21 protein-coding genes are annotated in these 22339 nt (G+C 65.4%); 9 read left to right on the plus strand and 12 right to left on the minus strand.

Features of this window, described 5'->3' with window-relative positions:
• Nucleotides 1-39 precede the first annotated feature (39 nt).
• On the minus strand, nt 40-633 hold the full coding sequence (locus EDE12_RS02550) for a TetR/AcrR family transcriptional regulator (protein WP_024878143.1): 594 nt from the start codon (nt 631-633) through the stop codon (nt 40-42).
• Nucleotides 634-786: 153 nt separating this feature from the next.
• On the opposite strand from EDE12_RS02550, the gene leuD reads away from it, so the two are divergent.
• The 5 genes from leuD to ptsN all read left to right on the plus strand — a co-directional run bounded on the left by leuD (nt 787) and on the right by ptsN (nt 5877).
• On the plus strand, nt 787-1392 hold the full coding sequence (leuD, locus tag EDE12_RS02555; protein ID WP_024878142.1) for a 3-isopropylmalate dehydratase small subunit: 606 nt from the start codon (nt 787-789) through the stop codon (nt 1390-1392).
• A 164-nt stretch (nt 1393-1556) separates the two neighbouring features.
• The gene (lptB, locus tag EDE12_RS02560; RefSeq protein WP_026599784.1) at nt 1557-2462 is read left to right on the plus strand and encodes an LPS export ABC transporter ATP-binding protein; all 906 of its coding nucleotides are present in this window, start codon (nt 1557-1559) and stop codon (nt 2460-2462) included.
• Between the two features lie 203 nt (nt 2463-2665).
• Complete coding sequence (gene rpoN / locus EDE12_RS02565; protein WP_024878140.1) at nt 2666-4243, plus strand: RNA polymerase factor sigma-54; 1578 nt, start codon at nt 2666-2668, stop codon at nt 4241-4243.
• 382 nt (nt 4244-4625) lie between these two features.
• Nucleotides 4626-5186: a ribosome-associated translation inhibitor RaiA gene (gene raiA / locus EDE12_RS02570; protein WP_024878139.1), complete on the plus strand. Its 561-nt coding sequence runs from the start codon at nt 4626-4628 to the stop codon at nt 5184-5186.
• A gap of 226 nt (nt 5187-5412) precedes the next feature.
• Entirely contained in the window at nt 5413-5877 is a 465-nt protein-coding gene (gene ptsN, locus EDE12_RS02575) for a PTS IIA-like nitrogen regulatory protein PtsN (protein ID WP_024878138.1), read from the plus strand.
• A 58-nt stretch (nt 5878-5935) separates the two neighbouring features.
• Here the strand turns inward: ptsN and EDE12_RS02580 are convergent, their stop codons facing one another.
• Nucleotides 5936-6214: a general stress protein gene (locus EDE12_RS02580; RefSeq protein WP_024878137.1), complete on the minus strand. Its 279-nt coding sequence runs from the start codon at nt 6212-6214 to the stop codon at nt 5936-5938.
• 153 nt (nt 6215-6367) lie between these two features.
• Nucleotides 6368-7183, minus strand: coding sequence for a response regulator (locus EDE12_RS02585; protein ID WP_024878136.1), 816 nt, complete (start codon nt 7181-7183; stop codon nt 6368-6370).
• Between the two features lie 244 nt (nt 7184-7427).
• Between EDE12_RS02585 and EDE12_RS02590 the strand changes: the two genes are divergently transcribed.
• The 4 genes from EDE12_RS02590 to EDE12_RS22515 all read left to right on the plus strand — a co-directional run bounded on the left by EDE12_RS02590 (nt 7428) and on the right by EDE12_RS22515 (nt 10324).
• Nucleotides 7428-7685, plus strand: a complete 258-nt coding sequence (locus EDE12_RS02590; protein ID WP_024878135.1) for a NepR family anti-sigma factor — start codon at nt 7428-7430, stop codon at nt 7683-7685.
• Complete coding sequence (locus EDE12_RS02595) at nt 7685-8263, plus strand: sigma-70 family RNA polymerase sigma factor (RefSeq protein ID WP_024878134.1); 579 nt, start codon at nt 7685-7687, stop codon at nt 8261-8263. The genes EDE12_RS02590 and EDE12_RS02595 overlap by 1 nt, the downstream gene beginning before the upstream one ends.
• A 62-nt stretch (nt 8264-8325) precedes the next feature.
• Nucleotides 8326-9732, plus strand: coding sequence for a class II fumarate hydratase (fumC, locus tag EDE12_RS02600; RefSeq protein WP_026599783.1), 1407 nt, complete (start codon nt 8326-8328; stop codon nt 9730-9732).
• 52 nt (nt 9733-9784) lie between these two features.
• Nucleotides 9785-10324: a putative immunity protein gene (locus EDE12_RS22515; protein WP_036292022.1), complete on the plus strand. Its 540-nt coding sequence runs from the start codon at nt 9785-9787 to the stop codon at nt 10322-10324.
• A 1-nt stretch (nt 10325) separates the two neighbouring features.
• Here EDE12_RS22515 and EDE12_RS02610 read toward each other — a convergent pair whose 3' ends face one another.
• The 9 genes from EDE12_RS02610 to EDE12_RS02650 all read right to left on the minus strand — a co-directional run bounded on the left by EDE12_RS02610 (nt 10326) and on the right by EDE12_RS02650 (nt 22221).
• Nucleotides 10326-11231 (minus strand): heparan-alpha-glucosaminide N-acetyltransferase, encoded by a 906-nt coding sequence (locus tag EDE12_RS02610; protein ID WP_026599781.1) that lies wholly within the window; start codon nt 11229-11231, stop codon nt 10326-10328.
• A complete protein-coding gene (locus EDE12_RS02615; RefSeq protein ID WP_026599780.1) occupies nt 11228-12214 on the minus strand; it encodes a hypothetical protein in 987 nt (328 codons plus the stop codon). The genes EDE12_RS02610 and EDE12_RS02615 overlap by 4 nt, the downstream gene beginning before the upstream one ends.
• Before the next feature lie 48 nt (nt 12215-12262).
• A complete protein-coding gene (locus tag EDE12_RS02620) occupies nt 12263-14065 on the minus strand; it encodes a hypothetical protein (protein WP_026599779.1) in 1803 nt (600 codons plus the stop codon).
• Entirely contained in the window at nt 14062-14493 is a 432-nt protein-coding gene (locus EDE12_RS02625) for a GtrA family protein (RefSeq protein ID WP_026599778.1), read from the minus strand. Before EDE12_RS02625 ends, EDE12_RS02620 begins: the two co-directional genes overlap by 4 nt.
• A gap of 1 nt (nt 14494) precedes the next feature.
• Complete coding sequence (locus EDE12_RS02630) at nt 14495-15985, minus strand: NAD(P)/FAD-dependent oxidoreductase (protein ID WP_024878127.1); 1491 nt, start codon at nt 15983-15985, stop codon at nt 14495-14497.
• A gap of 107 nt (nt 15986-16092) precedes the next feature.
• Nucleotides 16093-17253 (minus strand): GGDEF domain-containing protein, encoded by a 1161-nt coding sequence (locus tag EDE12_RS02635; RefSeq protein ID WP_024878126.1) that lies wholly within the window; start codon nt 17251-17253, stop codon nt 16093-16095.
• A 171-nt stretch (nt 17254-17424) separates the two neighbouring features.
• Nucleotides 17425-18165 (minus strand): nucleotidyltransferase family protein, encoded by a 741-nt coding sequence (locus EDE12_RS02640; RefSeq protein ID WP_036291284.1) that lies wholly within the window; start codon nt 18163-18165, stop codon nt 17425-17427.
• The gene (gene tsaE, locus EDE12_RS02645) at nt 18158-19690 is read right to left on the minus strand and encodes a tRNA (adenosine(37)-N6)-threonylcarbamoyltransferase complex ATPase subunit type 1 TsaE (protein ID WP_134187972.1); all 1533 of its coding nucleotides are present in this window, start codon (nt 19688-19690) and stop codon (nt 18158-18160) included. The genes EDE12_RS02640 and tsaE overlap by 8 nt, the downstream gene beginning before the upstream one ends.
• Nucleotides 19687-22221, minus strand: coding sequence for a PAS-domain containing protein (locus EDE12_RS02650; protein WP_026599777.1), 2535 nt, complete (start codon nt 22219-22221; stop codon nt 19687-19689). Before EDE12_RS02650 ends, tsaE begins: the two co-directional genes overlap by 4 nt.
• Nucleotides 22222-22339: the final 118 nt, after the last annotated feature.

The raw sequence follows: 22339 nt of genomic DNA on the forward strand, positions 1-22339 counted from the left end.
TGTTTAAAATGACCGGTCGTCTCAAATCGGGGCAAAAAATCAGGCGCGGAAATAGCCGTTCAGCAGCATGTCGCGGAACTGGGTCAGCGGGCGGACCGAGCGCTCGATCTTCATGCGCAGAAGCGAGCCCTGCCACGCGTCCACGAGAAAGTCGGCCATTTCCTTGGCGTCGAGATCACGGCGGAAGCAGCCCTCCGCCTGGCCGCGCGCGACGCCATCCCGCAGCTTGTCTCTATAGCGCCGCACCGCCTCTCGCAGCGAGGTCTGGCACAGATCGCTGGTGTCGCCGATCTCGCCGATCAGATTGCCGAGCAGGCAGCCGCCTTTGAACTCCCGGCGCTCCGTATCGGCGATCAGCTCGTCGAAATAGGCGCGGAGCGCCGCATCTGCGCCGACGTCGGTGCGCGCGAGATGCGCGTCGAGCTGGGCGATGAAAGGGTCGATATAATGCTTCACCACCTCGGCGCTGAACGCTTCCTTGCTGGGGAAGTAATTGTAGAACGAGCCCTTGGGCACGCCGACGCTCTGCACCAGCTCGTGCAGGCCGGTGCCGTGGTAGCCCTGCTCCATCAGCAAAGCGACGCCCTGGTCCAGGAGCTTGCGCCGAATATCGTTCACGTCCCGTCTGCTCATGGCGCTCTTATACGACCGATCGTCTCAAACGGCAAGAGACTGGCCGGGGCGTGCTCCATCGCCACAGGATCGCCTGCTTTGCGCCTTTTGCGACGATTTGCTAAAGGGCGCCGGAGAGCGCACCGCGCGCCCGAGGCTCCAGGACACTCCGAAATGGAAAAATTCGTCACCCTCACCGGCGTCGCCGCGCCGCTGCCGATCATGAACATCGACACGGACATGATCATCCCGAAGCAATATCTGAAGACGATTGCGCGCACCGGCCTCGGCAAGGGTCTCTTCTCGGAGCTGCGCTATAAGGACGACGGATCGGACAATCCCGATTTCGTGCTCAACAAGCCGGCCTATCGCGACGTCAAGATTCTGGTGGCGGGCGATAATTTCGGCTGCGGCTCGTCGCGCGAGCACGCCCCCTGGGCGCTGCTCGACTATGGCGTGAAGGCGGTGATCTCCACCAGCTTCGCCGACATCTTCTACAATAACTGCTTCAAGAACGGCATTCTGCCGATCAAGGTCTCCCAGGCCGAGCTCGAGAAGCTGATGGACGACGCGGCGCGCGGCGCCAACGCCACACTGACGATCGACCTGCCGGCTCAGGAAATTCGCGGTCCGGACGGCGGCGTCGTCAAATTCGACATCGATCCTTTCCGTAAGCACTGCCTGCTCGAGGGGCTCGACGATATCGGCCTCACGCTGCAAAAGGCCGGCGCGATCGACGCTTTCGAGGCCAAATCGGCCGCCGCTCGACCCTGGGCCTGATCGCGGTTTCCCGGATTGCAAAAAAGTAACGAGGGTTTTTGGTCGAGAAAGCTTAGGATCGCCGCGAGCCGCGCGCGAACTACGCGGTCCGTCTCTCTCGTGCAGGGCGCTGAGACTTGAGCTTTCGATCCTACCCATCCACGAGCGACGCCCGACCCGGCCTGTTGAGCCGGATCGGGGAACGGCTGCGCCTGCGCCGCCCCTCCCGAGCGGAGGCTGAGGCGCGGTTTTCGACCGAAATCGACGCTCGCATGGAAAATGGCGCCGATAATTTAGGCGCCGATGAGACGCCCGAATTCAGCGCCTCCGGCCCAGCGGCCTATTCGGAGGAGGAGGCCGCCGCGCATAAGGGCGTGCTGTCGATCCAGCATCTCGCCAAAGCCTATAAGACCCGACGCGTCGTCGAGGATGTGAGCCTGCATGTGGCGCGCGGCGAGGCGGTGGGCCTGCTCGGCCCCAATGGCGCCGGCAAGACCACGGTCTTCTATATGATTACCGGGCTAGTGAAGCCCGATCGCGGCGTCATCGCGCTCGACGGCTATGACGTCACCGGCCTGCCCATGTATCGGCGCGCGCGGCTCGGCATCGGCTATCTGCCGCAAGAGGCGTCGATTTTCCGCGGCCTGACGGTCGAGGACAATATCCGCGCCGTGCTGGAGATCACCCAGCCCGACAAGCGCCTGCGCGAGCAGGAGCTGGATGCGCTGCTGGAGGAGTTCAAGCTCGAGCGCCTGCGCCGCACGCCGGCGGTGGCGCTCTCGGGCGGCGAGCGGCGGCGCTGCGAGATCGCCCGCGCCCTCGCCGGTCGCCCCGCCTTCATGCTGCTGGACGAGCCTTTCGCAGGCATCGACCCCATAGCCGTCGGCGGCATTCAGGATCTCGTGCGGCATTTGAAGGCGCGCGGCATAGGCGTGCTGATAACGGACCATAGCGTGCGCGAGACGCTGGGCCTCACCGACCGCGCCTACATCATCTACAACGGCCATGTTTTGACGGAAGGAACGCCCGAGGAGATCGTCGCGCATCAGGATGTGCGGCGCATCTATCTCGGCGAAGATTTCCGCATGTGATTTCGGATTGTGTGATTTTTGGAACGTGATTTCGACCGGAAGCGTCGCGGCGATTAACTGCTAGGCGGAATTTCCGGTGGGCGCCGAATAAATGGTCCTGCGCCCAATCCGACCCCGTGCTATAAGCAAGAAACAGGCCGAGAACAGCCGTTGTGGCGGCCCAATGCCGTACGTAATGGCGGAAAGTTTCGAGTAGGCGGAAAATGGCTATTTCCACCAAGCTGATGATGCGTCAGGGCCAAGCCCTGGTGATGACGCCCCAATTGCTGCAAGCGATCAAGCTGCTGCAATTCTCCAATCTCGAACTTTCCGCTTTCCTGCATGAGGAGCTCGAACGAAATCCGCTGCTCGAGGCGGTCGAGTCCGACGACTTCCCCGACACGCATCAGGAGCGTAGCAGCGATGGCGACGACCGCGGCGACGCCGGCTTCGACGGGGTCGGCGAGCCGCGCGAAGGCGATTGGGCGCAGGAAAGTCTTGCGGTGGACGCCGGCCAGCTCGCGGCCGAGCTCGGCACGGAGATCGGCAACGCCTTCGAGCTCGAGGGCCAGCGCCCCGGCGCCGACACCTCCGGCTCGCTCGAGGGCGCGGGCCTCTCGGCCAATTCCTGGACCGGCGCCAGCGGCGGCGGCGGCGATGGCGAGACGCCCAATCTCGAGGCCTATGTCGCCGCGGACGCCAATCTGCACGATCATCTCGCCGAGCAGCTCGCCCTCGCTTCCGCCGACCCGCGTGATCGGCTGATCGGCCACGCCATCATCGATGCGATCGACGAGACCGGCTATCTGCGCGAGGACATAGACGAGATCGCGCTGCGGCTCGACGCCGATCCCGTGCGCGCAGCGGCCGTGCTGGCGACGATCCAGAGCTTCGACCCATCGGGCATCGGCGCACGCGACCTGCAGGAGTGTCTCGCCATTCAGCTGCGCGAGCGCGACCGCTTCGATCCGGCGATGCAAATCTTCGTCGCCAATCTGCCGCTGCTCGCCAAGCGCGATTTCCCCGCTCTGGCGCGGCTGTGCGGCGTGGACGAGGACGATGTGGCGGATATGGCGGCGGAGGTTCGCCGTCTCGATCCCAAGCCCGGCCGCGCCTTCGGCGGCGCGCCGATCCAGCCGCTGGTCGCCGATGTCATCGTGCGCCCGGCGACCGACGGCAGCTGGATGGTGGAGCTGAACTCCGACGCTCTGCCGCGCGTGCTGGTGAACCACTCCTATGCCGCGAAGGTGAGCGCCGGCGCCAAACGCGACGGCGACAAGACCTTCATCTCGAGCTGCCTGCAGAACGCCAATTGGCTGACCAAGAGCCTCGAGCAGCGCTCGCGCACCATTTTGAAGGTCGCCTCGGAGATCGTGCGACTGCAGGACGCCTTCCTCGCCAAGGGCGTGGAGCATTTGCGGCCGCTCAATCTGCGCACCATCGCCGACGCCATCGGCATGCACGAATCGACCGTCTCCCGCGTTACCTCCAACAAATATATGATGACGCCGCGCGGCATATTCGAGCTCAAATATTTCTTCTCCGCCTCCATCGCCACCACCAGCGGCGGCGAAGCCCATTCGGCCGAGGCGGTGCGCTACAAGATCAAGCAGATGATCGACAAGGAGAGCCCTTTCGACGTGCTCTCCGACGACGCCATCGTGGCGCGGCTCAAGGAGATCGACATCGACATCGCCCGCCGCACCGTCGCCAAATATCGCGACAGCCTGCGCATCCCCTCTTCGGTCGATCGCCGCCGCGCCAAGCAGGCGATGGCGCGGGAGCATGCGCCGGCGCTGTGAGCCGACCCGGCGGGGGACGCCCTGCCGCGAATGACGGCGCCCCTTTTGTCCAGTCGATGCAATTCATTGGCTCCGTAACAACTCCTAGGCGCCTGGGCGCCGCGGGAATGAGCAAAACGCTCGCCCATTGACTTCCCGAGCCGAGGCACTTAGAGCCTGTCGCCGAAGCGGGCAGGGCGCAAATGCGAGCTCGGCCCGTCTTCCGCCACGTTCGAACGGCAAGAATGACGCTCGGACGCTGGGCCGGGATATTCGCCGGCGTCGCGGCGAGGACCGTGGGGGGACGGTCGAAACCGACGCTCACGAGACCATCGCGAGATTTTTTCAAGGAAGGCGGCTCCGCGCCCGGCGCGAGCCCTCCAATGGACGAGGCGAATCCGATATGTCGCTGCGCGTGTCCGGCAAGAACATCAACATCGGCGAGGCTTTGCGGATTCACGTCGGCGACCGGCTGAAGGCGGCCGCCGGCAAATATTTCGACGGCGAGCTCAGCGGCCATGTGACGATTTCGCCGGAAGGCTCTGGCTTTCGCGCCGATTGCAGCCTGCATCTCGCCGGAATCGACGTTCAGGCCGACGGCCGCGCGCAGGAGCCGTACGCCTCCTTCGATCAGGCCGCCGATCGCATCGAGAAGCGCCTGCGCCGCTATAAGAGCCGGCTGAAGGATCATCACGCCCCGCGCGAGGACGGCGAGGTGGCGCAGAGCTATGTGCTCGAGGCGCCCGATCAGGAGCAGGATGCGCCCAAGGAATTCGCGCCGACGATCGTCGCCGAGGCGACGTCGCGGCTGCCTCGGCTGACGGTCTCGGCTGCGGTTTTGGACCTCGATCTGACCGGCGCGCCGGTCGTCGTTTTCCGCAACGCCGACACCGGTCGGCTCAATGTTGTCTACCGACGCAACGACGACCATATCGGTTGGATCGATGCGCCGGGCGGCGAATAGACGGCATATATCTTGCCTTTTGATTGGATGCAGCTGTGAGGGCGGCCATGCTTATTTCGCACCAATGGAATTCGCCCTGCGACCCGAATGAGAGCGGCCCCCGCCGCCGAGGGTCGCGTCGCAATGGCGCGACGCGGAGCATCCTTTGATGAACAGCGATCTCGCGCGCAACACGCGCGACGGCGGAGCTCGGCCCCGACACGGCCTCGAATGGGATAGACGCCACATGCGGCTCGCGGATTTGCTCTCCACAGAAGCGGTCATTCCCTCGCTCAAGGCGAACAACAAGAAGCAGGCGCTTCAGGAGCTGAGCGAGAAGGCGGCCGAGATTTCCGGCCTGCCGGCCCGCGAGATCTTCGACGCGCTGCTGCAGCGCGAACGCCTCGGCTCCACCGGCATAGGCGACGGCGTCGCCATTCCGCATGGCAAGCTGGCCCGCGTCAAAACGATCTTCGGAATTTTCGCGCGGCTCGAGCGGCCGATCGACTTCGAAGCGCTCGACGGCGCGCCGGTCGATCTCGTTTTTCTTCTTGTGACGCCGGAGGCTTCCGGCGCCGATCACCTCAAGGCGCTGGCCTGCGCGGCGCGCGTGCTGCGCGACCCTTCGATCGTCGCGACGATTCGCGCGACGCGGGACCCTTCGGCCCTCTATTCCATCATCGCGCAAACCTCCACGCCCCACGCCGCCTGAGGCCTTCGCGCCGCTGACGTCAGCCGGCCGCGATACGGCGAAAGAGAATGGCCGCGGATTACTCCGCGGCTGTTCTCGGCTTGCTGTGGGAGGCGTGGCCGCCCTTGCGTCCGGCCTCGGACGCGAGCTGGTGATCGCGGGAGAAGCTCCGCTTGGTCGGATCGACGCTCTGGCCACCCTTGCGTCCGGCCTTGGCCGCCAGCTCGGGGTTCTGCGAGAAGCTGCGCTTTTCATCGGGAACGTTCTGGCCGCCCTTGCGCGCGATCGCCCGCTGCTTCTCGGGGTCCATCGAAGCAAAGCCACGGTTCGACTTTTTCGTTTCCTGGATCGCCGTCATATCTTTTACCTTCTCTTGTCCCCCGGGAGTCAACGCCCGAGTCAAGACAAGGTTGCGCTCTATTCGGTTCCGATAGAAGTTTTTTTTGCCGCAATTGGGCCTGTGGTCTATACGTACGAAAATCAGCTATTACCTACGCTATGGCCTAATTGCTCACTTATGCTTATCATTGTGTTTGAGATGGGACCGTCTGTCGAAAAACAAAGCTTGGCTGATAATCGCTTTCAAGCTGTCGACACTGAAAGGCTTGGCGATGAGAAACGCCGGCTCCGGCGGCTCTCCGGTCAGAAAGCGCTCTGGATAGGCGGTGACGAAGATCACCGGAGTGGACAGCGAGCCGAGTATTTCATTGACCGCCTCGAGGCCGGAGCTGCCGTCCGCCAGCTGAATATCGGCCAGAATGAGGCCCGGAGGAGTCTTGGATATGGCCTCGACCGCCTCCCTATGCGTGCGCGCCACGGCGACGACTCTATGGCCGAGCTCCTCGACCAGCCCGCGCAGATCGAGCGCGATCAGCGGCTCGTCCTCTATGATGAGCACATCGGTCGCCAATTGGCCGGCGATCTCGGCGCTCGCCGTGTCGATCAGCGCCGCCGCCCGCGCCTCGGTGACGGCGAGCGCCCGCGCGATCTCGCCCAGCGAGAAGCCCTCCAGCGCATGCAGCAGAAAAGCGATGCGCGGCTGCAGCGAGATAGCGTCGAGATTGCGCCGCGCGCCCGTCTCATCGTCGCCCGCGAGGCCGGAATGGTCGGTGTGGGCGTTGATCGGGCTCGACGTCCAGATTTCCAGAAACAGGCGATAGAGGGAGATTTTCAGATCCTCGTCGGCGACGAGGCGGGTGGGGTCGGCGACCGCAGTCTCGAGCGTCGCCAGCACATAGGCGTCGCCCCCTTCGCGGCTGCCCGAGAGAGCGCGGGCGAAACGCCGCAAATAAGGCACATGCCTTAGAATAGCCTGAGAAATGGACATCATGTCCCTCGTTTCGCGTTGCGAAAGTCGCGCCATCATGGCGCGCCGTGCTGCGTCAAATCGCCGCCGTATATATGGGAACTATTTGGTAAAATTAGCGTTGTGAGTGGGTCGACGCATCGCAATATAGCGCAGCCGCGTCCGCTCGCCAGAGTCGGGCCTCACGGGAATTCTCGAGGAGCAGATGGTAAAAAGCAGCCGGAAGTCCACTGCCGCCGCCTTGAGCACAAGCGAAAACCCGAGCATGGAGGACGGCGCCGTCGTCGCAGCGCCATCGCAGGACAATGTAGGGCTCATGGTCTTGAATTCCCATCGTCCGGCGCGCTACGCGCGCGCCGAGGCGGAACCCAATGACCTCGGCGAGCAAATCGGCGAGCAGCTGCGCGGACTCTATGAGGACGTCCTCAACCAGCCGATTCCGGATCGTTTCCTAGAGCTCTTGAACCGGCTCGAGAGCGACCCGATATCCCCGCAGCGGTCGAAGGCGCCCGGGGAGGGATAGTGTCGACATCCGAAGCGGCGAAAGCCCAAGGAAAGGGGACGAAGGCCGACCTCGTCGCGGCGATTCCCAATCTGCGCGCATTCGCGGTTTCGCTCTGCGGCAACGCCGATCGCGCCGATGATCTGGTCCAGGAGACCTTGGTCAAGGCCTGGAGCAGCTTGGCCTCCTTCACCGAAGGGACCAATCTCACGGCCTGGCTGTTCACCATTCTGCGCAACATCCACTATAGCGACTATCGCAAGCGGCGCCGCGAGGCGCCCGACCCGGACGGCGCCATAGCCGCGCGGCTGGTGTCGCTGCCGGCGCAGAACGCGCATATGGATTTTCTCGATTTTCGCAGCGCGCTGCAAAAGCTGCCGCTGGACCAGCGCGAGGCGCTGATCCTGGTCGCCGCCTCGGGCCTTTCCTATGAGGAGGCCGCCGCAATCTGCAATTGCGCGCCCGGCACGATGAAGAGCCGCGTCAATCGCGCGCGCAATCGCCTCGCCGAGGTTCTCGCGCTGCGCTCGACCAGCGATATCGGCGATTCCTATTTCATCGGCGAGCAGTCGATTCTGCCGCGCACGGGCAATGATTGATAGACGGGCCGAAATGCCCCATAGGGAAGCTCGAGCCCGATAATTTTCCGCGAGCGAGACCGATGACCGACAAGACGACCGAATTCCGAACCGAGCGCGATTCCTTTGGCGACATAGAGGTTCCCGCCTCCGCCTATTGGGGCGCGCAGACGGAGCGGTCGCGGCAGAATTTCCCCATTGGCGTCGGCCGCATGCCGATCGAGATCGTCCATGCGCTGGCGCGGGTGAAGCTCGCGGCCGCCGAGGCCAATCTCGAGAAAGGCCTGCTGAAGGGCGAGGTCGCCGCCGCCATCTCCACCGCCGCCCGCGACGTGATCGAGGGCAAGCTCGACGAGCATTTCCCGCTCGTCGTCTGGCAGACGGGCTCCGGCACGCAGTCCAATATGAACGTCAATGAGGTGATCGCCAATCGCGCCAATGAGGCGCTGGGCGCCGGCCGCGGGGCCAAGGAGCCGGTTCACCCCAACGACCACGTCAATCTCGGCCAATCCTCCAACGACAGCTTCCCCACCGCCATTCACGTCGCCGCGGCGATCGCGATCTCGCAGCGCCTGCTGCCGGCGGTGGAGCGGCTGCACGCGGCGCTCGCCGCCAAGTCCAAGGCCTTCGAGCATATCGTCAAGATCGGCCGCACCCATTTGCAGGATGCGACGCCGGTGACGCTCGGCCAGGAGTTTTCCGGCTACGCCGCTCAGGCGGAGTTCGGCGCAAAGCGCATTCGCCAGGGGCTCGAGGATTTGTTCCTGCTCGCCCAGGGCGGCACCGCCGTCGGCACGGGCGTCAACACTTACAAAGGCTTCGCCGAGGCCGTCGCGGCCAAGATCGCGGCGCAGACCAGCCTGCCGTTCAAAACGGCGCCGAATAAATTCGAGGCGCTCGCCGCCCATGACGCCGCCGTCTTCGCTCATGGCGCGCTGAACGCGCTCGCCGCCGGGCTCTATAAGATCGGCTGCGACATTCGCCTGCTCGGCTGCGGCCCTCGCGCCGGCCTCGCGGAGCTGAAGCTGCCGGAGAACGAGCCCGGCTCCTCCATCATGCCGGGCAAGGTCAATCCGACCCAGGTCGAAGCCCTGACCATGGTCTGCACGCGAGTCTTCGGCAATAACGCCACCATCACCTTCGCCGCCTCGCAGGGCCATCTCGAGCTGAATGTGCTGAAGCCGGTGATCGCCGCAGCGCTGCTCGAATCGACTATTCTGCTCGCCGACGGCATCGACAGTTTCATCACCCGCTGCATCGACGGGATCGAGCCGGACGAGGCGAATATCAAGAATTTCCTGGAGCGCTCGCTGATGCTGGTGACGGCGCTCGCGCCCAAGATCGGCTATGACGCCGCCTCCAAGATCGCCCGCGCCGCCCATCACAATGGCACGACTTTGCGCGAGGAGGCGCTGAAGTCCGGCAAGGTGACGGACGCAGAATTCGACGCGCTGGTGCGGCCGGAGAATATGCTCGCGCCGAATGATTGAAGGTCCGCCCGCGCGCGATAAGCCGGCGAAGGCGGACGAGATTCCTCTCGACATGGAGGAGCTTCGCGCCATCGCCGGATATTCCGTCGAATGCGCTGCGGCCACGCTCGATATTTTCGAACGATTCTCTCCCACGGATTCCCGTCCGCGAAATGCGATCGAAGCTGCGCGGACGTTCGCGCACGGCGGTAAAAGGGGGAAGGCGCTACGGGACGCGGCGCTCGCCGCGCTGAAGGCGGCGCTCGCATCCGATGACCCCGCCGCCAGCCACGCAGCGCGGGCCGCTATGTGCGCGTCATCGGCGGCTTATCTTCATCCCTTGGCGCGTTCGACTCAGGTCAGGCATATTCTCGGAGCCGCCGCTCACGCGGCTAGAGCCGTCGAATTGACGGCGGGCGAGACTGTCGATCTCGGAGCCGATCGAATACGGCGCGCCGCCCGTTGCGCGACTCCACAGGTCGTCGACGTGCTGCGCCGCTTTCCGGCGGCGCCGTCCGGCGGAGGACGCGTCGGCGAACTGCTCCGTTCTCTCGACCGAACGCTTCGCGCCGGCGCGCTGACGCCGAGCGCCTCCGAACACGAAGCCTCATAGTTCATTTCACCACGCAAGCGCGCGCGATGCGCTCGAGGCGTGCGCGCCCTTCGTCGGTCGCAGCGTCGGGCAGCGCATCCTCCCGCGCCGCCTCGCGCGCCGCGCAATCGCAGGCCGTCTTGCATTTTTGAGCGTTGGCGCCAGAGGCGACGCATTGCGCGCGGCAGGCTTCCTCGAAACGCGCATTCTGCATCGGCGCGAGCAGCATGGCGACGGCGGTGAAGCCGGCGAAGAACAAAGGCTGATGCAGGAGATAGAGCGCGAGGCTGTGCCGCCCGAGCAAGGCGACGCCGCGCGTCATCACATTGCCATGCGAATCCGTGACGGCCGCTGGGCCTAGACGCGCCAGCTTCGCCGCGCCGACGCCGAAAAGCAGCGCGCCCGCCCAAGGCGCGAGCGGGCGATAATCATTGGTCATCGGCTCGAAGGTCGAAAGCCCCGTCCACCAGAACCAAGGCGCATCGAAGAAAGAGGCGCGCGCGAAGAAGGACGCCGCGACCAGCGCAAAGCCCGCGGCGAAAGCCGCCGGCCAGGGGAGCCGCAGACACGGCAGCGCGAGCAGGCTCGCCGCCGCTATGCAATGCAGAATGCCGAAAAAGACGAAGCTCGACGGGAAGGCGATATAGGTCCCAGCGCTCACCAGCAGCGCAGCGCCCACGAGCAGAGCGAGCCGACGCCAATAGGCGCGCGCGCGAAACATCGTCCCATGCGCGAGAGTCAGCGACAAGCCCGCGATGAACAGAAAGCTCGCCGCAATCGCATGGCCGAACGCCTTATAGGCGTCCGTATAGGGAATGTCGGGATCGATATGGCCGAAATGGCCGAGGTCCCAGCCGAAGTGAAAGGCGAACATCGCCAGCACGGCGAGGCCGCGCGCAACATCCAGCCACAAGAGCCGCGCGGTCATTTGACCGCCGTCGTCGCCGTCGATTGAAACTTGCCGAACACCATATCCGGCGCCGAGAGATTGTGCCGCGACGGCATATGTCGGCCGAGCCAGATTTCCGTCGCCGGCGCGCCGGGAAAGCCGATGACCGGCGCCTCCTGCCAGCCTATGCCGCGCTTGGCGCGCCAGGCGACCAGCGCCGCGTCGCTCATCGATTGCGTGGTGTACATGGACCGCAGCGAGGCGAAGGGCAGGCCGTCCGGCATTGCGTCGCTATAGGAGACATCGAGCACGATGCGGTCCTGATCGATGGAGGCGAGACGAATCTTCGCCTCGCCGCCGCGGCGGAAGCGCAGGGTGAAGCTGCGCGTCTGCGGATCGAAGACGATCTCCTTCAGCGCGACAATGGGGCGCTCCTGCACCTCCACCGGGCCGATGAGGAAGGAGGAGCCATAGGCCGTCCAGCGCATATCCTCGAAAGGCAGCGGGCGGGCGCGCCAATATCCGTCCGGCGGGTAGAAGACCAGAATTTCTTCCGCGCGCTCGCGATAGGTCATCCACAGCTGCACGAGATGAAAGCCCTTCTCCACCCGATCGCCGACGCGCACGGGCACGTCGTTCGGCCGCCAGAAGGAAGGGAAAGTGTAGCCGACCAGCCAGAATTCCGGCGTCTCCCAAAAGGTGAGGCGGCGCGCGTCGGCGGCGAATTTGGAATCATGCGAGAGATCGCAGCTCGTCCAATCCGGCGCCCAGCGATCCGAGCCGATCATGCCGATATAGGAGGGATGAACCGCCTGCACGCGCATGCGCCGCACCAGAGGCGAGACGAAATCCAGCTCGATATTGTCCTTCTCGGCGCAGAGCTCGGGCGCGGATCTGTTCTCGATCCGCACTTGCAGATCCTCCTCCGCCTCCTGCGGCTGCTGCGCGAAGGACGGCCGGGCGAAGGGCAGGCTGGAAGCGGCGAGGAGAAGCCGGCGGCGATCGATCAGCGATGCGGACATGGGCGGTATGGGTTTCCTGTTACGGCGGGAGTGGCGATGCGCCGGATATTATTGCGCAGGACGCAGGGCGAAAACATGGAAAGGGGAGCGCTCGAGTGGGATTTTCTCGAGGAACGGGGCGCTCTCGCCGCGCGCGAGGGCCGCCGCCAGCCCATGGGGCGCGCGTTCGATGAGGGCGTTTCCGGTCTCGCCGCCGTCGCACCAGAGCAGCAGCTCGGCGCCGGCGGCGCGCATAAGGCGCTCGGCCTCCGCGGGCGCGGCCAAAAATGTCTCGACCGCGAGGCGATTGCCGCGATTGTCGCGATGATAGGGCGCGGCGAAGACATAATGCGGCGTGAAGGCGAGAATATGCGCGCCCATATCGACCGGCGCGACGATGCGCGCCGGCGGCAGCGCCGCGAGGCCCGAAAAGGCGCTCGCCTCGAGGCAGGCGCGGCGAGTCTCGCGCGGCGCGGCCTCGCCGTCCGATTGCAGCGCCAGAGCGAGGCCCATGGGAGAGACGAAAAGACAGAGCAGGCCGATCGTGAGCCAGCGCAGCAGCGGCGTGACGCCGGCCAGGCGCGCCGATAGAGCGGCGGCTGCGCCGGCGAGCGCGACCATGGCCAGCGGCGTGACCGAGGAGAAGACGCGAATCTGCCAGAGCGCCGCGGCAAAGCCGATGAGGATCGCCGCGGCGAGCATGGCCCAGCGGCCGCGCGCGAGGCCACCTTCCCGCCAGGCGAGGACGGCGGCGGCGAGTAGGCCGAGCAGCACTGGCGCAGCGGTGGAGACCAGCAGGGCCGGATCGGAGACGAACGCCTTCAGCGGCTTGGCCTCGGTGACATGGGAGAGCCAGAGATCGCGCAGCAGCGGATCGAGCCCGACCAGCGGATCGCCGAGACATTGCGGCGCGCTGGCGACGAAAGTCCCGAGCGCCGCGGCGCCGACGAGGCCGAGCCCGGCGATGCGGCGCAGGAGTGTCTCGAGGCGCGGCGCGGCGGCGGCCAGCGCCGCGAAGCCGAGCGCGCCGATGAGGATGGCGCGAATATGGACGGCCGAATAGGCGTCGCAAGCCGAGAGGTCGTAACGCGCTGGCGCGACAGTCGCCGCATAGGCGAGCGGCGCGAAGACGAGCAGGCCGACAGCGAATGAGAGAAGGCGGCGTGACGCCGCTGCGCCTTCGACGAGAAAGAGGATCGCCGGCGCCGCCAGCAGCACGACGAAGAAGGGAAGATTCTCGAGGCTGATGGCGAGCGAGAGAGCGAGCGGCGCCGCGGCTGCCGCGAGCGCCAGAGGACGCTTGGCGTCGAGGCCGAGCGCAACGAGGCCGAATGTCGCCATCAGCAACGCGATCTGCGGCGCGTGATGATCGATGCGGCCCGGCGTGAATTGCATGAACATCGGCGCCGAGAGAAAGACCAGCCAGACGGCGAGCATGCGCGCCGCGCGATCCGCCATGACGCGCGCCGCAAAGGCCGCGAGCGCGAAGAGCAGAGCTAGGCAGAGAAAGGGAAAGGTGAGCCGCGTCGCGCGCTCCGCCATCTCCGGCGCGAGAAACAGTCCGAATAACAGATCGAGCGCGGCGAGCGGCGTATCGACGATGCGCGACCAATGCATGAAGAGGCCGTCCGGCGGATCGAGCCTTCGCGCCGTCATATCGAACCAGGCTTGGCCGGCGACGAGATCGCGAAGCTGCACGGCGCGCATGGCGTCGTCGGAATCGTAGAATTCGCCGGCTGTCCACACGGCGCGCGCGCGAGGCAGCGTCAATAGCGCGGCGCCGGCGAGCGCGGGTATGATGGCGGCGAGAAGCGGAATGTCACCACTCGCGCGCGTGCGGAGATCCGCCGCCTCGCCGGCGAGCGCGCTCACGCAGCGGCCTTCGCGGCCGGCGCCGAGAACAGAAGCGCGCGGCGCGCGGTGAAATTGAACAGGAAGACGACGCCCGCCGTCGGTATTTTCGCAAAGGCGGGATCGAAGCCGAAACGGCCGACGAGGAGGAACATCAACGCCTCGGTGACGAGCAAGCCGGCGAGGCCGATGGCGCAGAAGAGCGAGAATTCCGACGCCGGCCGCACGCTGCGCCGATCGCGGAACACCACCGCTATGCTGAGCGCATAGACGAGCGCGAGCCCGCCGCAAAAGCCGATCGCCGCCGCGACGAGATAGGGCATGCCGAGCGTCTCGAGACAGAGCAGCATGAGGCCATAATCGAGCGCCAGCGCCGCGCCGCTCGCCAGCCCATAGGCGATGAGATCGCACAGCACGCGCGTCGCGGCGAAGACGCGATGAGTCGACACGTCAAGCGACCCGCTTCGGCACGAGACGCTCGCTCGCCAGCGCCTGCTCGGCCCCGGAGACGCCGGCCTCCGTATATTCTGCGTCCTCGTTCACGCCCCAGACGTCATAGATCGCGCGGCCGGCGATGATGTTGAGCGCCGTCAACATGCCGGTCATCATCGCATGATCTTGGTTGTTGTATTTGTGCATGCCGTTGCGGCCGACGAGATGCAGGCCGGGATAGCGCGCCGCGAGCTCGAGACGAATCGCCTGCACATTGGCGGCGTAGGAATCGTCATAGACCGGATAGGCCTTGGCCTGACGCACGACGCAGGCGTCGCGCACATCCTCCGCCGTCATGAGGCCGATCTTCGCGATCTCGTCTTTGGCGAGCGCGATGAGATCGGCGTCCGCCGCGTTCCACAATCCATCGCCCTCGAAGCAGAAATATTCGAGGCCGAGACAGGTTGAGACGCCATCGGCGATCATCTCCGGCGACCAGGATTTGAAATTCTGCACGCGGCCGACCTTCACCGACGGATCATGAATATAGATCCAATTGTCGGGGAATTCCTCCTGCGGCCGTCCGATCAGCACGACGGTGAGAAAATCGCGATAGGCCAGCGCGCGCGCGTTGAACAGGCTGAGCGGCGTCGGCGTCAGCGCATTCATCACCTCGCGCAGCGGCGCGGAGGAGAGCACATTGCGCGCGCGATGAGTCTCGACAGCGCCCTGCGAATCGCGTGTCGTGACGGTCCAAATTCCGCTCGCTTCATCGAAGGCGAGCTGCTCGACCTTGCAGCCCATTCGCAGACGGCCGCCGAGCTTCTGCATCTTGCGCGCGGCGGCTTCCCACATCATGCCGGGACCGCGACGCGGATAGCGGAAGGATTCGATCAGCGTCTTCGCCGCGCCGCTGGATTTGCGGAGCTTCAGAGAGCGGCGCAGCCCGTCGATGATCGCCGCGCCGAGGCTGAGCCCCTTGATGCGCTGCGCCGCCCAATCGGCGGAGATATCGTCGCAGCTCATGCCCCAGACCTTTTCCGTATAGGTCTTGAAGAAGATGCCGAACAGCCGCTCGCCGAATTGATTGCGCACCCATTGATGGAAGGAGCGCGGCTCCTTCACCGGAAAGGCCTTGGCGAAAGCGAAGGACGCCATGCACAGCGCGCTCTCGAAGAGCCCGAGATTCTTCAGCGCCTCGAAGGCTTTCAGCGGATAGGCGTAGAATTTTTCGCGATAGAAGATGCGCGACAGACGCGGCCGCTCGATGAAATCATGCGGGAGAATCTCGTCCCACAGATCGACGATCTCTTTCGATTTCGAGAAAAAGCGGTGTCCGCCTATGTCGAAGAGAAAGCCCTTGTAGCTCGCGGTGCGGCTGATGCCGCCGACATAGGATCGGTCCTGCTCGAGGACGAGAACCTCGCGGCCGTTCTTCGCCAGAACATAAGCGGCGGTGAGGCCCGCAGGCCCCGCGCCGATCACTATCGATTCGATGATCTCGCCCATGACGGCCCTGAGACAAGCGTGGCGTGCGCCGGCCGCCCGCGTCACGCGGCGAGGCTCACGGCACGTAGGGGCAGTATGGATGCGCTTTGGTTAACGTGCTGTTACGCTCAGGATGCGAGGGTCTTCGGCTCATGCTGCACGCTGGCGAAAATGACGCGGTTGCGTCCCTCCGCCTTCGCGCGATAGAGCGCATCATCGGCGACGCGCGTCATGACGGCGAGATCCGGCTGCGCATTCTCGAGCACGGTGACGCCCACGCTGACGGTCGCCGCGCCGTCCGCGAGATGCGCGGCGTCGCGGATGAAAGCCGAGCGAATGCGCTCCGCGATCACCAATGCGCTCGTCCGATCGGCCGGAGAGAGGATGGCGATGAATTCTTCGCCGCCGATGCGCGCCAGCATGTCGTTCGCTCGAGTGTTTCGCGTCGCGGTCGCGCCGAAGGCGGCCAGCACGCGGTCTCCCTCGGCATGGCCGAAGCGGTCGTTGATATATTTGAAATTGTCGAGATCGAAGACGAGCACCGCCGTCGACGGCGCAGGGGCCGATCGCTTCGAGCGCTCGACCGCCCGGTCGAAGGCCCGCCGATTGGGAAGGCCGGTCAGCGGATCGATCATCGCCGCGACTTCTCGTCGCTTGGCGAGGCGCTCTTTGGAGAGCGTCGCCAATAGAAAGCCGAGAACGGCGATAAAGCCGGAGAGCTCGAGGAAGCGGTATTTCTGATATGGGCTGGTGAGGAAGCTCGCTTCGTCGACCGCGATAAACGGCGCGGCGATCGCGAGCGTGAATTCGATCCCCGCTTGCAGCGCGATGATCCAGGCCGTGACGCGGGACACGACGAGACGCTGGCCGCCTATGCGATTGTAGCGGAACAATTCGACGGCGGCGGCGATTTCATAGATCGCCGAGATCGCGGAGATTTCTGAAATTCGAAAGTGAATGTCGGCGCGCCACAGGCCGGCGGCCCAAATCACGCCGCCGAGTAGGGCCAGCAGCGGCCGAACCGGCTCGCCGACAAAAACGAGAATGCCCGTCCACAGCAGACCGCATGCCCATAAAGTGAGCGCGTTTCCGAAAATGATCGACAGCCATTCGACCTCATTGCGGAAAGCGTAGCAGAGCGCCGAGGCGCCCGCCGTCGCGAAGACCGCGGCCCACCACCATAATTCTTCGGCTTCTTCGTCGCCGCGCCAGATCGCGTAGAGGAAAACGCCGAGCAGCGACAGCATGAAGGCGCCGAATAAATACAGGGTCGGCGCCAATGCGATCATCGCCGTTCACGGTCCTATGAGTTGCAAATTGCACGAATGCCGAGTGTTTCCGCTCCTGGAGCGCAAGCGTAGCATCGAATATGCCATGGTCTGAAAGTCATAAACAGCAGCGCAACCGCGTCGCGGCCGGACAAGACGTCGCAAGGGTAAAAAAATCCTGGAGCCTTTGCTCTATCCTTCCCCTGCGACTTGTCGCAGCCGGTCTTTCTCCTCGGCGACGGCGCTTTCGGCCTCCTCGATCGCGCCCATCGTGCCGACATGCAGCCATTTGCCGTCGAGCGCGACGCCGAAGAGCCGCCCCTGCTCCGCCGCGCGAAAAAAGAACGGCGCGAGCGGAAACACATCCTGCTCGACTGTCTCGAAGAGCTGCGGTTTCACTATGCCGATCCCGGCATAGACAAAATCCGCCGTCTCGCCGGCGGCGCGCTTCGTCAGCCGGCCATCCGCCGCCCGATGGAAATCGCCGTCCCAATCGACGCCGACGCTGCTGAGGCGCGGAGCCAGCAGCAGAGCGATATCCATGATCTCCGGATTCCAGATTTCGGCGAGGCGGCGCAGATTGTCTGCGCGCGCGCCGATCCAGAACGCATCGGTATTGCAGATGAAGAAGGGCCGTCCCGCGAAACGGTCCAAGACCTTCTTTATGCCGCCGCCTTGATCGAGCAGCTTCTCGCGCTCGTCGGAGAGGATTATGCGCGGCGTTTGGCGGCCCTCGAGATGCGTCTCGATCTGATCGGCGAGATGATGGACATTGACGATCGCCATGCCGACGCCCGCTTGCGCGAAAGCGTCCAGCGAACGGTCGAGCAGAGCGACGCCGTCGATCGCGACGAGCGGCTTGGGCAGCCGGTCGGTCAGCGGCCGCATGCGCGTGCCGAGCCCAGCGGCGAAGACGAAAGCCGCCTCAGGCATGGAAGAGCGCGGGGAGGTTGGCGACATACCAGGCCTCGAGATCGGCGAGCGCGGGATGGCGCAGGCCCTTGCGCAGATAGCTTTCCACGCGCGGCAGATGCACGAGATATTGCGGCTTGTGGTCGCGCTGATCGAGCCGCGCGAAAATGCCGAGGATTTTGGTCGCGCGCTGAGCGCCGAGTATGGCGTAGGCGCGCGCGAAAGCCGCCATGTCGAACAGCGGATCGGCCTCGCGGCGCTTGCGCGCATAATGGCCGAGCAGCCGCATCTCCAATTCGTCCGGCACGTCGACGCGCGCGTCCTGCGTCAGCGACACGACGTCATAGGCCGGATGGCCGAGCACAGTGTCCTGGAAATCGATGACGCCGACGCGCGCCGTTCCCTGACGGCCCGGCAGCCAAATGAGATTGGGCGAGTGGAAGTCGCGCAAGGTCCAGGTCGGCGCCGACATCACGATCTCGATCAGCGCCTGGCGCCAGAGATTGACGAAGGTCGCCTTGGAGCCCGACGATATGCCGCCGCCGCCGACCCGCGCCGCATACCATTCCAGCAGCAGCTCGACCTCGATCAGCAGCGCGTCGAGATCATAGGGCGGTATGTGATAGGGCGTCGAGCCTTCGACCGGCAGGACATCCGGCAGGCGGCGCGCATGCAGCGGCGCGAGCGCCGCCAGCGCCTCCAAATAGCGATCGGCGATGGGCGCGCCGCCGGCGACGACGCCGTCGCGGCCGAGATCCTCCAGCAGCACGAAGCCGGCGGAGAGATCATAGGCGTAGATCTGCGGCGCGGACAGGCCCTGCCCGCGCAACGCATCCGCCATGGCGACGAAGGGCTTCACCGTCTCGGCGAGGCGCGCGATGGCGCTATAGGGCTTGCCATAGCGGATCGGCGGGCCGTCCGGCCGCGCCGGCGAGATCATCAATATGGCCTGCGCGCCGTCCCCGCGCCGCAGCACCTCATAGACGCGCGAGGAGGCGTCGCCCTGCAAATATTCGCGGGCGGCGTCGCTCCAGCCGGCGCGCTCCAGAAACTCCCGCATGGTGCGGAAGGCTTTGAGCCGCCCCGCCGCCTTGCCATGGGCGCTTATGCCGATGCGGCGCGCATCGGGCGTCTCGGGCGCGGCGAAGGCGAGCCGCACCTCCATACGCTCGCCGGCAAAGAGGCTCGGCGCGCGTTCCGGCCATTCGACCAGCACCAGCGCATCCTCGGCCTCCTCCTCGAAGCCCATGGCCTCGAGCTCCGCCTCGCCGCCGGCGATGCGATAGAGATCGGCGTGCAATATGCGGCAGGAGGGCGTCTCATAGAGCTGCATCAGCGTGAAGGTGGGGCTCGGCGCCTCCAGCGTCGGATCCTGCGCCAGCGCGCGGATCAGCGCCCGCGCAAAGGCCGTCTTGCCCGCGCCGAGATCGCCGGAGAGGGTGACGAGCTTCACCGTGTCGCGAATGAGCGGGGCGAGGCGGGCGGCGAGCTCTGCGGTCTGCGCTTCATCGGCGACGTCGATCAGCCATTCGGCCTCTTCGCTCATGAGGCCTGTCCTTTTTCACGCGTGGTGAGGTCCTGCTGTCCGCCGCTCTCTTGCGCCGGGAAGATGCAAGTGACCGTCGTGCCTTCGCCGAGCGCGGAGTCGATGAGCACGCGCCCGCCATGCAGCTCGGTGAAGGCGCGCACGATGGAGAGGCCGAGCCCGACGCCCCTGTGGCGCGAGCCCGAGGTGTGCGACTCGAAACGGTCGAAGACTTTCTCGAGGACCTCCGGGGCGATGCCCCGCCCCCGATCGGCGACCTTGAACACGATTTCCCCCTCCCGACGCATCGCCGCGAGGGTAATGGTTTGTCCCGGCCGAGAAAAGCCGATCGCATTGGCGAGCAGATTGAACAGGATCTGGCGGATGCGCTTGGCGTCGCCGCGAAAGCGCCCGACCTCGCCAGTGGCGACGATCTGCAGCTCTATGTCGTTTTCCGCGAGCCGGTCCTGAACGCCCTCGGCCGCGGCGCGCATGGCGTCGGCGGCGTTCACTTCCTCGAGCTCCAGCTCCATGGCGTCGCTGTCGATGGTGGCGAGATCGAGAATATCGTTGATGATGGCCAGCAGCGCCGCCGACGACTTGCCGACATAGCCGAGATATTCGAGCTGCTTGGCGTTCAGCTCGCCGGTCGTCTTCTCGCCGAGCAGGTGAATGAAGCCGATGATGTTGTTGAGCGGCGAACGCAGCTCGTAAGAAACATGATGGACGAAATCATTGCGGATCTTCTCCGCCGCGATCAGCGCCTGATTGCGCTCGGTGAGCGCGCGCTCGACATTCACGCCCGCCGTCACATCGACGAAGGTGAGCAGCGCCGCGCCTTCCGGCAGCGGCTGCGCGGTGCAGTCGAGCACCACGCCGTCGGAACGCTCGATGCGCCGCGTGAAGCCCTGCCGCATATCCTGCAGGCCGGTGACGAAGCCGCGCAGCTCGCTCCAGGTCTCCTCATTGAGATGCAGCGGCCGGCAGAGATTGGCGACAGCGTCGAAGCGCGGCTTCTCGTCGAGAATGCTCTTCTCGAGCGCCCATAGCGCGAGAAAAGCGGGATTGCAGAAGCGCAAGCGTCCGTCGGCACCGAAGACGGCGACGCCCTCGCGCAAATTCTCCAGCGTCTCGTTCTGCATGCGATCGAGCGCATGGAAACGCGATTCGAGGAAATAGCGCTCGCTCACATCGTCATAGAGATAGGTGACGCCGCCTTGCGGATTGGCGTTCACCACGACGCGCAGCGTGCGCCCGTTCGGCATGTGCCAGACATGCACGTGATGCTCTTCGGACGCCTGATAGGCCTCCAGCAGACGCGCCTTCCAGGCCTTGTAATCGGCTTCGACGGGAAGGCGCTGCTCGGCGCGCAGGCGATCGAGGATCTCGCTGTCGCTCGGCCCCTGGTCGAGATAGGCGCGATCGAGCGGCCAGAGACTCTCATAGGCGGCGTTGCGATAGGTGAGGCGCTTGGCGCGATCAAAAATGGCGACGGCGATCGGCAATTGATCAAGCGTGCGCGAATGCGCCTGCATCTGCTGCTCGAGATCGGCGCGCGTCGTGTCGATCTCTTGGCGGTCGATGGCGAGCGCCGCGGCGGCGCCGTGGCAGGGCGCCTCGACGATATCGAGACGATGCCGCTCGCCGGCGACGACCGCCGTCACACGCGCGCGCCAAACCTCGTCGCGCCCGCGCGCCGTCTGCGCCTCCATGCGCGCGTCATTGTCCAGCAGCTCGATCTGGCGGCGCAGCGCGTCGGCCGAGCTTTCCGCCTCCACCGCCTGCGCATAGGCGGAATTGACGAAGATGAGCCGGCCCTCGACGTCGCGCATCCACACGGGCGTCGGCAGCGCCTCGAGCAGCGCGCGCAGCCCGTCCACCTCGGTGACGCTGCGCGTATGGCGCTCGCGCAAGGACAGAAGCTCGAGCCGCTCGCCGGAGACCTCGCGAATGCGCAGCACGGCGCGGCCGGCGACGGCGCGGCCTTCCGCATCGAAACGGCGTCCTTGCAGGCTGGCGAGCGAGAGATGAAAGCCTTCGCCATTCTGGCGCAACCGATCGACGCGCTCCTGCAGCGCAGCCGCCTCGTCCGGTCCGAGCCAGGAGCCGAAGGCGAGCACGCGGCGCGCGAAGGCCGGATCATTGAGTCCGTTCTCAATGTCGGGCTCGCCGGCGGCGTTGTCCCAGGAGACGAAGAGCTGCGGCTCGCTGGAGAGAAAAATCTCGGCGCGATCGAGCCGTTGGCGCGTCGCTTCCAGCTCCGCCGCGAGCCCCGCCTCTCGCCGGCTCCACACCTTGCGCTCGCCGAGATGAGTAAAGGCGACGACGACGGCGAAGAGCGCGAGACCGCCGGTCAGCGCGAGATTGACGAATTCGGCGTTGTCAGTGGTGGCGAGAAGATTGGCGAGCGCTTCCGCCCGCGCCGGTCCGCCGAATGGCAGCAGACTGGCCGTCGCGAACCCGCGCGTGACGTTGCGAACGAGCGTCGAGGACGCTCCCCGACGTCGCGCAGGCGGCAACGCTTTCGGCCCGAAGGCCGTATCGTGAAACATGCGAACCGGTCTCCACGTTCGATTTGCAAAGGCTCATCGCAAACAAACGCCGTAAGCCGTCCGCGCGCCACCGAGGCGCCGTCTCGAATCGCGTCTAATCTAAAGCGCGCCGTCGAAA

It is taken from the genome of Methylosinus sp. sav-2, from assembly GCF_004366495.1.
Classification (GTDB): domain Bacteria; phylum Pseudomonadota; class Alphaproteobacteria; order Rhizobiales; family Beijerinckiaceae; genus Methylosinus.

Bases quoted from the DNA above. Each gene is read 5' to 3' on its own strand.
- EDE12_RS02550 (WP_024878143.1), bottom strand. From the start codon at position 633: ATGAGCAGACGGGACGTGAACGATATTCGGCGCAAGCTCCTGGACCAG.
- leuD (WP_024878142.1), top strand. From the start codon at position 787: ATGGAAAAATTCGTCACCCTCACCGGCGTCGCCGCGCCGCTGCCGATC.
- rpoN (WP_024878140.1), top strand. From the start codon at position 2,666: ATGGCTATTTCCACCAAGCTGATGATGCGTCAGGGCCAAGCCCTGGTG.
- raiA (WP_024878139.1), top strand. From the start codon at position 4,626: ATGTCGCTGCGCGTGTCCGGCAAGAACATCAACATCGGCGAGGCTTTG.
- ptsN (WP_024878138.1), top strand. From the start codon at position 5,413: ATGCGGCTCGCGGATTTGCTCTCCACAGAAGCGGTCATTCCCTCGCTC.
- EDE12_RS02580 (WP_024878137.1), bottom strand. From the start codon at position 6,214: ATGACGGCGATCCAGGAAACGAAAAAGTCGAACCGTGGCTTTGCTTCG.
- EDE12_RS02585 (WP_024878136.1), bottom strand. From the start codon at position 7,183: ATGTCCATTTCTCAGGCTATTCTAAGGCATGTGCCTTATTTGCGGCGT.
- EDE12_RS02590 (WP_024878135.1), top strand. From the start codon at position 7,428: ATGGAGGACGGCGCCGTCGTCGCAGCGCCATCGCAGGACAATGTAGGG.
- fumC (WP_026599783.1), top strand. From the start codon at position 8,326: ATGACCGACAAGACGACCGAATTCCGAACCGAGCGCGATTCCTTTGGC.
- EDE12_RS22515 (WP_036292022.1), top strand. From the start codon at position 9,785: ATGGAGGAGCTTCGCGCCATCGCCGGATATTCCGTCGAATGCGCTGCG.
- EDE12_RS02610 (WP_026599781.1), bottom strand. From the start codon at position 11,231: ATGACCGCGCGGCTCTTGTGGCTGGATGTTGCGCGCGGCCTCGCCGTG.
- EDE12_RS02615 (WP_026599780.1), bottom strand. From the start codon at position 12,214: ATGTCCGCATCGCTGATCGATCGCCGCCGGCTTCTCCTCGCCGCTTCC.
- EDE12_RS02630 (WP_024878127.1), bottom strand. From the start codon at position 15,985: ATGGGCGAGATCATCGAATCGATAGTGATCGGCGCGGGGCCTGCGGGC.
- EDE12_RS02635 (WP_024878126.1), bottom strand. From the start codon at position 17,253: ATGATCGCATTGGCGCCGACCCTGTATTTATTCGGCGCCTTCATGCTG.
- EDE12_RS02640 (WP_036291284.1), bottom strand. From the start codon at position 18,165: ATGCCTGAGGCGGCTTTCGTCTTCGCCGCTGGGCTCGGCACGCGCATG.
- tsaE (WP_134187972.1), bottom strand. From the start codon at position 19,690: ATGAGCGAAGAGGCCGAATGGCTGATCGACGTCGCCGATGAAGCGCAG.
- EDE12_RS02650 (WP_026599777.1), bottom strand. From the start codon at position 22,221: ATGTTTCACGATACGGCCTTCGGGCCGAAAGCGTTGCCGCCTGCGCGA.